A 12,350-nucleotide genomic window follows, 5' to 3' on the forward strand; every position below is an offset into this window, starting at 1 on the left:
TTCCATCTGAAAGAGGGTGGATATGTAGCAAATGGGCTGTTATCATGTTGGTACACCATAATTTTTAATTATATATTCTTCCAATCCCATTTTAACAAAATCCATGTTTTTCATGACATCATCAACAGTGATTCTGTAAACTTTTAAACCCAGTAACATAAAATACTGTTCCCGGTTTTTATCGTACAATTCTTTGTCATCATGGCTTGAACCATCTATTTCTATGATTAATCCAAGAGATTTAACATAGAAATCTACAATATAATTTCCGATAATTTTTTGTCTATCAAAATCAATTTTATGAAAATTACCTTTGGTAACCTGCATCCAAAACAATACTTCGGGTAAATTTCGAGCTTGCCTAAGCTGTTTTGCTCTTTCTTTTAATCTCAATTGATAAGGCAAATTATCAATTGATTTTAGTGTTAAAAGTGTGCCATTAACATACAACTCGTTTTTTAACACCCCGTCCTGCGGACACCCCTCTGAAAGAGGGGAATTGTGTGAAGCAAAACCCGCAGTACCGAAATTTTTCATTTTGTTAACCGTTAAGGCACTTTGTAAATCCTTTTTGAGGAGTACCCGACGACTGGGTGGTTCCTTATAACACCTAACTTACAACATTTTAAAATTTTCACGAAATCAGGATATCCACAATTAGCTGGGGATTATTTTGATTTCTTCTTCCGTTTGGCTAAAACCTTGTGGCTTATTCTTGCCGGACGTTCTGCCATTGCAATTTTAACGCCTAATAAATCGCGGATAACGACTGATGCACAAGTGCCTCCAAAAGCCGCAGGAAGATAAGATATTGTTCCATAAGCCGAACGCTTAAAATTACTGCCATCGGTCATAATCATTGAATTTTTGTCCATTTCTTCTGTTGAGAAAACGGCTTTAATCTTCGAAGCACCTACAAGCTTATTAAGTCTTTTGCGTACATAACTGGCAAAAACGCACTGATAAGTATCCGGTAGTAAGGCAACTCTTAATTGGGTCGGATCCATTTTACCACCAGCACCCATAGAACTCACTATTGGGATATTTTTTTCTAATGCAGTGGAAAGTAAGGTGATTTTAGGCATCACACTGTCAATGCAGTCCATAATATAATCGAATTTCGACTCCAGGATTTCGCGGCATTTTTCTGGTGTGAGGAAGGTGTTTACGACATGCAGCTTTAATTCCGGATTGATTGCCAATAAACGCTCCTCCATAATTGCAGCTTTGCTTACACCATGATTGGTGGCTAAGGCCGGTAGTTGCCTGTTCCGGTTTGTGGGGTCAACCACATCGCCATCTACAATGGTCATTTCACCTATGCCTGAACGGCAAATAAATTCAGCTGCGAAAGAACCAACACCACCTAAACCAATAACCAAAACATGTTTCGATTGTAATTTTTCAATCCCATCGTTTCCCACCAGTAGGGCAGAGCGTGAAAGCCAGCTTGTATCAGACATATTAGTTTCTTTTGTCAGTGAAATACGATTTGGCAGCATATAAATTTCTCATCGCTTACCATGACTTCTGAATTTCGCCGGCAATTATTTAATTAAGTTTAACTTATTCCAGTTGGCAAAAATAAGGGCTTTTAGCTCATCAACAGAACATTTTTTTAAATTGGCTACCGCCTGATAAACTTCTTCAATAGCGACAGCCGAATCATCAGTTTCCAGGAAAAACAAATCACATTGCCTGGCAAGTCTGGCAGCACCTGAGTTTTCTTTCAAAACAGCACTTCCAAAAGATAATAAAAAACCTTTAGCGAGCATTTGTTGACCCAATTCTTCGTTTTTATTAAAGCCATGTATAATCATTGGCACTTTAACATTCAACCTTTCTTTAATTTCGATTAATTCCGCAAATGCCTTTACACAATGTATTATTAAAGGTTTGTTAAGCGCTTCGGCAATTAACAGCTGTTGTTCTAAAATATAAATTTGGTTTTCTATGCTTTCGCCTTTTAGCTTATCCAGGCCACATTCGCCAATTAATTTAACATTTTTTTGTTTTGCTAAAACCTTAAGGTAGGCTAACTGGATTTCGAGCTTATCCAACGTTGCATACCAGGGGTGAAGTCCTATCGAAATGGGTTTCGTTTTAGGCATTGCCAGAAAAATATCGCTGGTTAACGATAAGCTCTGAATGCTCGTTACACCTCTTTTCTGGCCTGTCTTGTGGGTATGTATGTCTAAAAAATCCATTATCCTTCAAAGATAAGCTTTTGCTAAAACAGCCCGATATGTATTTCTTCTGTAAATAATTTGCTAATAATCTATTGAATTAGTAGGCTTTATTATTTTTGTATCATTATACTAACAAATCATGAAAAGAGTATTAATCTTATTGGCTGTTGTTTTTATTTCAACAGCGGCTTTCAGCCAAAGTAAAACTGAAGGCGTTCATATTTATAATCCTGAGGCAAATGCACTGGCAGATATAAAAGCGGCAACCGAAAAAGCTGCTAAAGCGAATAAGCATGTTTTGGTGCAGGTTGGCGGAAACTGGTGTTCGTGGTGTATTGCCTTTCATAACCTCGTAGATACCACTGCGGTTTTAAAGCAAACCATTAACGATAATTACGAATATGTTTTGGTTAACTGGGATAAAGATCATCATAACGACGAAGCGATGAAATATTTAGGCTTCCCTAACCGTTTCGGCTACCCGGTATTTGTAGTTTTAGATGGCAAAGGAAAAGTATTGCATATTGAAAATTCAGCATACCTGGAAAGTGATGAAATTGGCGCCAACGGCAGAAGAAAAGTTGGGCATGATGTTAAAAAGACCATTTCGTTTTTAAAAGGATGGACAGTTGCCGCCGTGAATCCTGAAACGTATAAGCCTAAGGCAAAGTGAGCTGAAAGGTAAAAATTATAGCTTAAGTAAAAAGCCGCAAGTTTCTGATTGATGAAAATTGCGGCTTTTTTTTAATCATCAAGATCATCGTCTTCTTCAAAATCATCTAAATCTAATTCGTAAGATGACCTCGATGCTTCATCGGCTTGCGCTAACAAATCTTTGTCGTGCTCAATACTGGTATCATCACCTTCTAATTCATCCATAAACTCCGTATCGTCTTCTCTGCGCAGCGCATCATTTGGGTCGTTCGAATAATCTTCGTCTTCTGGGTCTATCATAACTTTATTTTTTATTAAATAGATAATGATTTAGACCAAAGAATTGTTTTAGCTTTTTTATAAAGCTAAAAAATTACCGCAGAAAGCCGGTTTTATAAGCAATTCTACAAATACTACGCTTGCGGATAAATTCACTGAAACAAAAAATGTCTGAAGAATTCATCAGACATTTCTTAATGTTATTTGCTGCTATAATTTACAGTCCATCGCCAAACTTATAATTAGGTAAAATACTTACCGGCAATTTACCACTTGGTACCAAACGGTTATTAATTACTGCTGCGGCAGAAATTTGCATATAATCTTCTTTCTGGTAACCCACAACCAATCCTTTACTGTTTTCTAAGCCAGGTAATCCAGCAAGGTTATAAGGATTGGCAAAAAGAGCGAAAACAGCATCTTTAGCCGATAAATCCTTAATGAAATTTTTAACTCCTGCATTCAGGGGAATGTTGTTTCCCGGTCTTGAACGGCTATCGTGGATACCAACAATTACCTGATCGAAGGCACCAATTTCGCGGGCGATATTCGAAATTTGTGCCGCTGACGCATCCTTATCTAAAACATAGTAAACAGAATTATAGAAGCCTTTTGAAATCTCTTTCTGGAAGCGGGTAACCGTCGGAACCCCTATGCTGATTATGGCTGTTCTTCTAATCGGAATCAGGTTTTTAATATAATCTTTTCCTTTTAAAAGGGTAACTGAAGCATTAGCCAGTTCCTGAACCAATGCATTACTGGCATTGCGGTTAACACCTGCAACAATACCCTGGGTAACCACAGTATCGCGTTTATTCAGGCCTGCCCAGTATTTTGCAGTTAAAATTTTACGAACGCTGGCATCAACATCACTCATGTTTATTCTTCCCTGACGAATGGCTTTCCTGATTAACTTAACAGCCCTGTCACTGTTTTCCGAAAGCTCTAAAATATCGTTGCCGGCAACAATTCCCATAACATCCGCTTCACCGTCTTTAAAGAATTTTACAACACCTTTCATGTCCATTGCATCTGAGATGACCAGGCCTTTGAAACCTAATTTTTCTTTAAGGATACCCGTTACAATTGGTTTTGATAAAGTAGATGGCAGATTTGGCGTATTATCTAACGAAGGGATATTCATGTGCGCAATCATAATGCCTGATGCCCCTTGTTTTATCAGTTCCTTAAAAGGATACATCTCCAAACTATCTAATCTGGCCGCACTAAAAGTAAGTTGCGGTAAATCATAGTGTGAGTCTACATCCGTATCGCCATGGCCCGGAAAATGCTTTAGTGTTGTTAATAAACCACCATCTTGCATGCCTTTCATGTAAGTGGCAGTCTTGGTTGCTACATTAAATTTATTTTCGCCAAAAGAACGGTAATTAATCACCGGATTTTTCGGGTTATTATTAATATCGGCATCAGGAGCGAGGTTCATCTGCATGCCCATGCGTTTAAAGTCTTTGGCAACTTCAAGCCCCATTTTGTAAATCAGTTCTTTATTCTGAATGGCCCCTAAAGTCATCTGGTAAGGGTAAGAAATGGTACTGTCCAAACGCATTCCCAAACCCCATTCGCCATCGTTGGCAACAATTAAAGGCACATGACTAACTTTCTGATAAGCATTGGTTGCCATTGCCTGCCTAACCGGGCCTCCCTGAAAGAAGATTACACCACCTAGCTGCTCTTTTTTAATGACCATCCCTACCGAGTCGATGTATTTCTGACCTAAGTTGGTATGCGCCCTCACGAAAAACATTTGTGCGATTTTTTCCCTCCGGTTCAATTTTTTAAAAACAGAATCAACCCATTTTGGCTGATTAGCAAGCATTTCTAAATAGGATTGTTTTTGTGCATTTGCCGAAAAAATGGCAAGGCAAAATATAATAAGCAGTAGTGTATTCTTTTTCACAGTGTTTTGTTGTATTCGGTACGGCTAAATTAATAAGTAATAACCGAATTAAACAAAAACCAATCCAAGTAATCGATTTAATACAATAGGTTGTACATCCATTAAACAATTTAAGCACGATCGGGGGAAGGTTGTTTTGAAAATGGGTGTTCAGTGCTTCTTGGCCAATGCAGCCCCGCTGTACGCTGTAGCCCCGATGAAAAATCGGGAGCTGCCGCTGCCATCGGGTTTATTGAACAAAAACGTGCACTTCGTTTGCACCAAAACCTTTGGTGGTGGGAAAATTAAAACATATTCTAAAATCAGAAGTTATATTCATAGCGCTCTGCAAGAATGTTTAACTAAATTTTACAACCATGAAAAACATGAGCACACCAAAAAACAACCCTACCGTTCAGGGAAGTTCGATAGCCGACAGGGCAAATCACGATGTTAAAATCGACAAGAAAATTCAGGGTATTACAAATGGTGGTGGCCAGCGGTCAGACCAAACCTCGAATCGTGATAACCAGCGTAAATACGATAATAGGAAATAGTAATGATGTATAATGGAAGATGTAAGATGGTTGAGGGGGTAAGAATTCACTTTTTTAAATCTTACATCTTCCATTTTACCTTTTCCATCTTATGATGGTTCATTAGCCAGGGCAATAATCGCTTTTCCTTCCAACACTTTACGCTCGTTGTTATGGCTCAAAGTATTAATCATGGCATCGCCAAGTTCCGTCATTTTACAAAACCCATTCGGAAATAATGTTCTGCCAATAGGAAACATCCAGTTGATGTATTTATAGAATTTGTGCGCAAATTTTTGCCCCTTTATGGGTTTTATAAAACCAGGCCTGAAATTAAAAACCTGTGCAAAAGGCAATTTCATTAAATCGTTCTCTGTTTTCCCTTTCACTTTTTGCCAGTTTAGACGGCCTTGTTCATTTGTGCCGCTTCCCGAAACATAGCAGAAAGTCATGTCTTGGTTTAGTTTCGATAATGTTGTTGCAACATGCATGGTCAGCGTGTAAGTCATCTTGTAATAAACCTCTTCGCTGGCGCCAACAGAAGTAATCCCCAGGCAAAAGAAACAGGCATTATAGCCGGTTAATTGGTTTTCGATAGGGGAGAAATCAAAAAAGTCCTGATGGATAATCTCTTTTAGCTTGGGATGTACATAACCGCATGACTTACGGTTAATGACCAAAACCGAATTAATTTCAGGGCTATTCAGGCACTGAATTAACACACCTTCACCAACCATTCCGGTCGAGCCGGTAATGATTACGTTGTTTTCTGCTCTCGTTTTTCCCATCGTTTGAATTTTATAGCTTATTTAACTATTTAAAGTTAATCTTTGTTTGGCTTAATAAATTCATTATAGCTTTTCTTTACGTACATCAGGATCTGGTAATCATTCATTTTCCTGATTTCAGTACCCGAAGGGCGATATTTTTGAATGAAACGCTGCAGTGAATCACCCTCAAGTCCCGTAATCGAAGTAATTTTTTCAGCATCGAAACGATGGTTAATGTAATTGCTTTCCTCTTCCTTTAGCTGCACTTTTTGTAGTTTGGATAGCGATGATTTGTTTTTGGTAAACAGGCCGATTGTTTTTAAAACATCTAAACTTACAACGGATGAGGTGGAATTTGAAACGAGGTTTGAACCAAAAGTTGGATAACGCCAGCCTTTTTCTACTACAACATCTTTTATGGTTGGCGCTTTATAGGCAAAAACGTTTGCAAAATCATTTCGCATTTTTAACGAATCGGCAAGGTAATCACGTTTCGAGAGGATTAAAACATCATTTAAATCGATGGCAGATTGTTTTAAGTATATGGTAACATCTTTAAAGCTGCTGTTTAGATTCAATGTATAGTTTTCGTAGCCCAGCTTTTTCAACAAAACGGTATCTGTTATGCCATTTTTAGTTAAGGTGAATTTTCCGGTGCTGCTGGTAATGAAAGCTTGCGTACCATAAGTAACAATTACATTTTCTACAGGTAATTTCGAGCTATAATCCAATACCACGCCATTAATTTGCTGGGCATATATTTTTGTCGATACAATGATTAGTAAAAAGAAGAAAAAGATTCTCATACTCCGATTAGCTTAAAGCTAAAATAGCAGATATGAGTGAGGCATCTAAAAGTTTAACAGAACTTAACTATTCTCTTTTTCCTGTTACAAAAAAAGGTTCCGGTACAAACCAGAACCTTTTTCGTTGTATTTAAACTACCTTAATGTTGCAGGCTTCATCTGGTAATCGTATGGGGGCTGCACACCCAGTAAGTTTTGTACAAAGTAATCCCATCTTCTTCTCATCATGTAAGGCGAATAAGCACCATAGCCATGCGCACTATTCGGGAATATGACCAAATCGAACGATTTGTTGGCTTTCTCTAATGCTTCTACAACCAGCAAAGTATTGTATGGTGGAACATTATCGTCCATCATACCATGAACCAACATTAATTTTCCTTTCAGGTTTTTTGCATAATTCTGATTGGCTTGTGCTTCGTAATTTGAGTTTTCAACCAAACCATTGTAACGTTCGCCCCAGTCATCCTCGTAGTTTCTGTTTTCATGGTTTCCTGATTCAGAAATACCAACTTTAAAGAAATCAGGATAACGGAACATGGCAGCGGCAGTAGCGAAACCACCACCTGAATGGCCCCAAATACCAACTTTGGTAGTATCGATAGGGTATTTTGCCGATAACTGCTTAATTGCGGTAATTTGATCAGGCAAGGTATTTTCGGCCATGTTGCCATAGCTCATATCGTGGAAACTTTTCGAGCGGTTAGGATTGCTCGTTCCTTCCATTACAACAACGATAAAACCTAATTCTGCCAGGCATTGGTTATCGCCACGCGAAGCGGCAAAAGACCAGCTACCTACACTTCCGCCCTGCGGGCCCGGATAAATGTAATCGATAACTGGATATTTTTTGTTCGCATCCATTTTGGTTGGCGTAAATACCAGTCCATAAATGTCTGTTTTACCATCAGCAGCTTTTACCGATACGGGCGTTGGTGCTTTCCAGCCAGTAGCTGCTAAGCGGGAAACATCGGTTTTTTCCAGCTGGGTAATCAGTTTACCATCCATGCTGCGGAAAACACTAACCGCAGGAACATCAGGTTGCGAATACGTATCGATAAAATTATTGCCCGATGGCGCAATGTTAACCGAGTGATTTCCTGCTTCAGGCGTTAAATCAACCAGTTTTTTTCCATCAAAACCTATCTTATAAAAATGGCCGAAATAAGGATTTACCTTATCCTGTCCGTTAGCCATAAAATACAAGGTTCTGGTTTTCTCATCAACCTTTAACAAGCGGGTAACTACCCAGTTGCCTTTGGTAATCTGATTTTTTACCTTTCCAGTTGTGGCATCGTATAAGTATAAATGCCCCCAGTTATCTCTTTCTGAGTACCATAAAATTTCTTTTGTTGCGGGTAAGTATCTCCAGTTAATAGCGCCCTGGCCTGATTCAAACTGAGTTTTAACCGTTTCTTCAAAAACTTCGCGTACAGCACCGGTTTCAGCATTGGCGATACGAAATTTCTCGTTTTTATGGTCGCGGGAGGTTGATACAAAAGCCACTTCCGAACCATCGGCCTTCCAGTCGATATCATCAAAAGTTCCACTGCTCGAAATGTCATCGCTTAAAGTAGCACGGTGCGGATCAGCTGGGATGTTTAAGGAAACAACCTTTGCTTTTTCAACATCGATAATAACTCTTCTGATGGTTGCAATTTCTTTATCACCTGGCAGCGGGTATTTCCAGGCGCTAAGTTTAGGTGAACCAACATTCGTACTTACCAGGTACATATCTTTCGAATTACGCTGGTCTTGTTGAAAAGTTGCAATTTTTTTTGAATCAGGCGACCACCTTAAAATAGCACCGTCACTGTGTTTCCAGCCGGCATTATCTGTTGCGTAACCATAATCTTTCACACCATCAGTAGTTAATTGTGTTAGCTTCCCCGAAGCAATATCCTTAACATATAGGTTGTAATTCTGAATTAATATCGATTTCTTTCCATCGGGCGATACCACTTCTCCGCGACCGCCACGGCGGAAGTTTTGCGCCCCGCCACCAGTACTTTTATATTCGGTGGTTAAGGTTTTGGTTTTTTTTACGGGATCAACCAGGTAAGTTTGTTCGCCATCTGCAGTTCTTGTGGTGTACCAGAATTTATCGCCTTCCAGCCAGTTGGGCATGGAAAATGTATGGTCGATATACTTTGCAGTATTGTAGCTTAAAAAGCTTTCCGCATGCTCATAATCTTTAGCGGTTAACGAGCCGCCTTGCTGAGCATTGGCTGTAATTGCTAATGCACAGGCAGTTACAGATAATAAATATTTATTCATAATTCTAGTTAGTTCTTTGCGATAAAATTAAAACTGTTTTAGCATTTGAAATTATTTTATCAATAATAATACATTCAAATTAACATAAACATGTTAAACAAAGACCTAACTTATTATGAAACAGCTGACGAATTCAAAAATACTGTTGATTAAACCAGGGCACTTTCTTCTGCCGATTCTCAGGCTAAGTTATTGTCTTACGAATTTATAACCACATCCTTCGAAGCAGGGTGGGTTAAGCACAAGTGTATTCGCAGTAGCCTTATACCGGTATGGTAAAACTCTGTTGTAAGTTTTAGAGGTTACCTCCATGGTTACACTATCCACAATCTTAAAGGCAGAGAGATCGGGTAATGCATCACCTTCCATTTTCCCTTCTTTATACATGGTCAGGTATTTATCTTCCTTCACTTTTGTGTATTTGCCACTGCCATCACCCGGATCGAAAAGCGTTTCTGTAAGCTTCCATTTTCCGTAAACTTCACCGGGGCCATCGCTAATACTGCTTTTTTTGCATGCGGTATAGGAGATAAAGGCTAGAATAATCACTAAAGGTGTTAGAATCTTTTTCATATGTAGGTTTTTTGATAGATACGAGACTGATGCTCAGAACGCTACAAAGTAAAAAGGAAATACTTGAACATTAGTAATTAACAGCCTTTATTTTTGTTCAAATCGCGTTTGAAAAGTACCGTATTGTTTTGCCTGATATAATCAGCTGATATAATCAAATAAGGATGGTTAGGCGAATAACCTGCACTGCGACTTCTTATAACTATTTTGTCGTTAACTTTAAGTCTGTTTAATTGCTGAAATTCTTTTGCAATAAATTGCATCATATACTCTTCACCATCAATCCTCACTATAAGCCATTTTGGCCCTGATGAGTTCGCATTTGCACGCTTAAAAGTGACAGAAGTTACCACAGCTTCCATATTGGTAAAGTCCTTTATATATTTTCTTATTTTATCATGACTGGCACGTACTCTTTTGCCTGCTGCAGAAGCCTCCCATTCTTTATACCTTACACCATCGGGAGAAGCTTCCCATTTTTTTCTTTCATCCAGAATGGCTTTTCTTTCATTGATAGATAATGGTTTTAGAGAGCGCTTAGTTTCGCGATTAGCAAATACTAACCCGCTTACCACAACTAGCGGTAAAATCAGTGTATAGACAATCTTTTTTCTATTTTTCATATCTTTTAAATTGATGCATCAAATCTATGCTTACATTTTCCGGATTGCTCAATTTAGATTGTAAATAAAAATGTAAAATTTGTAAAAAAGCAGAAAACGATAGTTGAATCGGCGTTTCTGGGAAGATTTGCCAAAAATAATGGGCATAAAAAAAGCATCAACCATATTGATTGATGCTAATCAGCGTAGCCCGTAGGGGAATCGAACCCCTGTTTCCAGAATGAAAATCTGGCGTCCTCACCCCTAGACGAACGGGCCATTAATATTAGAGTGTCTTTCAACTCTTTGGTAGCGGGGACACGACTCGAACGTGCGACCTTCGGGTTATGAGCCCGACGAGCTACCAACTGCTCCACCCCGCACTCTATCTGTATTTTTGAGGATATACCAACCTTTATTTTTTGGATAAAAAAACCGCTAAACTTTTGTAAAGCGGTTTTGTAGCCCGTAGGGGAATCGAACCCCTGTTTCCAGAATGAAAATCTGGCGTCCTCACCCCTAGACGAACGGGCCATTAATATTAGAGTGTCTTTCAACTCTTTGGTAGCGGGGACACGACTCGAACGTGCGACCTTCGGGTTATGAGCCCGACGAGCTACCAACTGCTCCACCCCGCACTCTATACAACCCGGTTTTTCTCATGAATTAAATCCTTAACTCTGTTTCCGAATTGGAATGCAAAGATATAATTCGTTTCTTTGTACTGCAAATTTTTTTTAAAAAATATTTTAATGGCGCATAAAGCAGGTTTTGTTAGTATAATCGGTAAACCAAATGTAGGTAAATCAACCCTCATGAATGTGCTTGTAGGCGAGCGACTTAGCATCATAACGCCTAAGGCACAAACCACAAGGCATCGTATTCTGGGTATCGTAAATGAAGAAGAATATCAGATCGTTTTCTCTGATACTCCGGGAATTATTAAGCCAAAATACAGTTTGCAAGAGAGTATGATGAGCTTTGTAAACGGATCTTTAACCGATGCAGATGTACTTTTATTTGTAACTGATATTAATGAAGAACATGATGAAGATGATGTTCTGGAAAAAATACTGAATAAAAATATCCCTACAATTGTACTCATAAACAAGATTGATCAGGCAACACAAGAACAGGTTGATGAAAAAATAGCCTACTGGCAGGCGAAATTAAATCCAGTTGCTATTTATGCAATTTCTGCTTTGCATAAACATAATGTAAATGGATTGCTGGATCGCGTGTTGGAGATGCTTCCGGAACATCCGCCATATTATGATAAAGAAGATTTAACTGATCGTTCTGAGCGTTTCTTTGTGTCAGAAATTATCCGCGAGAAAATCTTTTTAAACTACCAGAAAGAAATTCCATACAGTACCGAAGTAATTGTGAAAAGCTTTAAGGAAGAAGAAATGAGGAATGGCAATGGAACAATGATTCGTATTACCGCCGAAATTGTGGTTGAAAGGGATTCTCAGAAAAATATCCTTATAGGTAAAGGTGGAAGTATGCTAAAAAAAGTTGGTACCGAAGCACGTATCGAAACAGAAAAATTTCTCGATGCAAAAGTCTTTCTGGAACTGTTTGTAAAAGTAATTCCCGATTGGAGAAGTAAAAAGAACTATTTAAAAAGCTTTGGTTACGATAATTAACCGTACCTTTGCAGCCCGAAATAATTCGGTTAGTAGTTGATAGTCAATGGCTGATAGCCAGATAGTTTAAGCAGCTTGCTGAACACACAGACCATTAACTATAAGCCATTAACTATCA

General features: G+C 38.6%; 13 protein-coding genes and 4 tRNA genes. 3 read left to right on the plus strand and 14 right to left on the minus strand.

Features of this window, described 5'->3' with window-relative positions:
* Positions 1–42: 42 nt before the first annotated feature.
* From R2R71_RS16945 to R2R71_RS16955, 3 genes are all read right to left on the minus strand, one after another.
* Positions 43–537 (minus strand): endonuclease domain-containing protein, encoded by a 495-nt coding sequence (locus R2R71_RS16945; RefSeq protein WP_316832462.1) that lies wholly within the window; start codon positions 535–537, stop codon positions 43–45.
* Between the two features lie 131 nt (positions 538–668).
* The gene (locus R2R71_RS16950; protein WP_316832463.1) at positions 669–1,463 is read right to left on the minus strand and encodes a tRNA threonylcarbamoyladenosine dehydratase; all 795 of its coding nucleotides are present in this window, start codon (positions 1,461–1,463) and stop codon (positions 669–671) included.
* Between the two features lie 84 nt (positions 1,464–1,547).
* The gene (locus tag R2R71_RS16955) at positions 1,548–2,207 is read right to left on the minus strand and encodes a TatD family hydrolase (RefSeq protein WP_316832464.1); all 660 of its coding nucleotides are present in this window, start codon (positions 2,205–2,207) and stop codon (positions 1,548–1,550) included.
* Positions 2,208–2,328: 121 nt separating this feature from the next.
* Between R2R71_RS16955 and R2R71_RS16960 the strand changes: the two genes are divergently transcribed.
* Positions 2,329–2,862 carry a thioredoxin family protein gene (locus R2R71_RS16960; RefSeq protein WP_316832465.1) on the plus strand — a complete coding sequence of 178 codons (534 nt, stop codon included), beginning with the start codon at positions 2,329–2,331 and terminating at the stop codon, positions 2,860–2,862.
* A 71-nt stretch (positions 2,863–2,933) separates the two neighbouring features.
* Here the strand turns inward: R2R71_RS16960 and R2R71_RS16965 are convergent, their stop codons facing one another.
* Together R2R71_RS16965 and R2R71_RS16970 are read right to left on the minus strand one after the other, a co-directional pair.
* On the minus strand, positions 2,934–3,143 hold the full coding sequence (locus R2R71_RS16965; protein WP_316832466.1) for a hypothetical protein: 210 nt from the start codon (positions 3,141–3,143) through the stop codon (positions 2,934–2,936).
* A gap of 196 nt (positions 3,144–3,339) precedes the next feature.
* Complete coding sequence (locus R2R71_RS16970) at positions 3,340–5,040, minus strand: glycoside hydrolase family 3 protein (RefSeq protein WP_316832467.1); 1,701 nt, start codon at positions 5,038–5,040, stop codon at positions 3,340–3,342.
* A 365-nt stretch (positions 5,041–5,405) separates the two neighbouring features.
* Here R2R71_RS16970 and R2R71_RS16975 point away from each other — a divergent pair, with 365 nt between their 5' ends.
* Positions 5,406–5,576: a hypothetical protein gene (locus tag R2R71_RS16975; RefSeq protein ID WP_316832468.1), complete on the plus strand. Its 171-nt coding sequence runs from the start codon at positions 5,406–5,408 to the stop codon at positions 5,574–5,576.
* Positions 5,577–5,665: 89 nt separating this feature from the next.
* On the opposite strand, the gene R2R71_RS16980 is transcribed toward R2R71_RS16975, so the two are convergent.
* From R2R71_RS16980 to R2R71_RS17020, 9 genes are all read right to left on the minus strand, one after another.
* Positions 5,666–6,343 carry an epimerase gene (locus R2R71_RS16980; RefSeq protein WP_316832469.1) on the minus strand — a complete coding sequence of 226 codons (678 nt, stop codon included), beginning with the start codon at positions 6,341–6,343 and terminating at the stop codon, positions 5,666–5,668.
* A 35-nt stretch (positions 6,344–6,378) separates the two neighbouring features.
* Positions 6,379–7,131: a hypothetical protein gene (locus R2R71_RS16985; protein ID WP_316832470.1), complete on the minus strand. Its 753-nt coding sequence runs from the start codon at positions 7,129–7,131 to the stop codon at positions 6,379–6,381.
* A 135-nt stretch (positions 7,132–7,266) separates the two neighbouring features.
* Entirely contained in the window at positions 7,267–9,408 is a 2,142-nt protein-coding gene (locus tag R2R71_RS16990) for a S9 family peptidase (protein ID WP_316832471.1), read from the minus strand.
* Positions 9,409–9,597: 189 nt separating this feature from the next.
* Positions 9,598–9,981, minus strand: coding sequence for a hypothetical protein (locus R2R71_RS16995; protein WP_316832472.1), 384 nt, complete (start codon positions 9,979–9,981; stop codon positions 9,598–9,600).
* Positions 9,982–10,058: 77 nt separating this feature from the next.
* The gene (locus R2R71_RS17000; protein ID WP_316832473.1) at positions 10,059–10,604 is read right to left on the minus strand and encodes a hypothetical protein; all 546 of its coding nucleotides are present in this window, start codon (positions 10,602–10,604) and stop codon (positions 10,059–10,061) included.
* A 186-nt stretch (positions 10,605–10,790) separates the two neighbouring features.
* A tRNA-Glu gene (locus R2R71_RS17005) sits at positions 10,791–10,862 on the minus strand.
* A 28-nt stretch (positions 10,863–10,890) separates the two neighbouring features.
* Positions 10,891–10,966, minus strand: a tRNA-Met gene (locus tag R2R71_RS17010).
* 79 nt (positions 10,967–11,045) lie between these two features.
* Positions 11,046–11,117: transfer RNA gene (locus R2R71_RS17015), tRNA-Glu, on the minus strand.
* Positions 11,118–11,145: 28 nt separating this feature from the next.
* A tRNA-Met gene (locus R2R71_RS17020) sits at positions 11,146–11,221 on the minus strand.
* A gap of 114 nt (positions 11,222–11,335) precedes the next feature.
* On the opposite strand from R2R71_RS17020, the gene era reads away from it, so the two are divergent.
* On the plus strand, positions 11,336–12,232 hold the full coding sequence (era, locus tag R2R71_RS17025) for a GTPase Era (RefSeq protein WP_316832474.1): 897 nt from the start codon (positions 11,336–11,338) through the stop codon (positions 12,230–12,232).
* Positions 12,233–12,350 lie beyond the last annotated feature (118 nt).

Source organism: Pedobacter aquatilis, from assembly GCF_032678405.1.
Classification (GTDB): domain Bacteria; phylum Bacteroidota; class Bacteroidia; order Sphingobacteriales; family Sphingobacteriaceae; genus Pedobacter; species Pedobacter aquatilis_A.

Excerpts from the sequence above, each read along its gene's own strand:
- R2R71_RS16945 (WP_316832462.1), bottom strand. The coding sequence starts at position 537 with ATGAAAAATTTCGGTACTGCGGGTTTTGCTTCACACAATTCCCCTCTT.
- R2R71_RS16950 (WP_316832463.1), bottom strand. The coding sequence starts at position 1,463 with ATGTCTGATACAAGCTGGCTTTCACGCTCTGCCCTACTGGTGGGAAAC.
- R2R71_RS16955 (WP_316832464.1), bottom strand. The coding sequence starts at position 2,207 with ATGGATTTTTTAGACATACATACCCACAAGACAGGCCAGAAAAGAGGT.
- R2R71_RS16960 (WP_316832465.1), top strand. The coding sequence starts at position 2,329 with ATGAAAAGAGTATTAATCTTATTGGCTGTTGTTTTTATTTCAACAGCG.
- R2R71_RS16965 (WP_316832466.1), bottom strand. The coding sequence starts at position 3,143 with ATGATAGACCCAGAAGACGAAGATTATTCGAACGACCCAAATGATGCG.
- R2R71_RS16975 (WP_316832468.1), top strand. The coding sequence starts at position 5,406 with ATGAGCACACCAAAAAACAACCCTACCGTTCAGGGAAGTTCGATAGCC.
- R2R71_RS16980 (WP_316832469.1), bottom strand. The coding sequence starts at position 6,343 with ATGGGAAAAACGAGAGCAGAAAACAACGTAATCATTACCGGCTCGACC.
- R2R71_RS16985 (WP_316832470.1), bottom strand. The coding sequence starts at position 7,131 with ATGAGAATCTTTTTCTTCTTTTTACTAATCATTGTATCGACAAAAATA.
- R2R71_RS16990 (WP_316832471.1), bottom strand. The coding sequence starts at position 9,408 with ATGAATAAATATTTATTATCTGTAACTGCCTGTGCATTAGCAATTACA.
- R2R71_RS16995 (WP_316832472.1), bottom strand. The coding sequence starts at position 9,981 with ATGAAAAAGATTCTAACACCTTTAGTGATTATTCTAGCCTTTATCTCC.
- R2R71_RS17000 (WP_316832473.1), bottom strand. The coding sequence starts at position 10,604 with ATGAAAAATAGAAAAAAGATTGTCTATACACTGATTTTACCGCTAGTT.
- era (WP_316832474.1), top strand. The coding sequence starts at position 11,336 with ATGGCGCATAAAGCAGGTTTTGTTAGTATAATCGGTAAACCAAATGTA.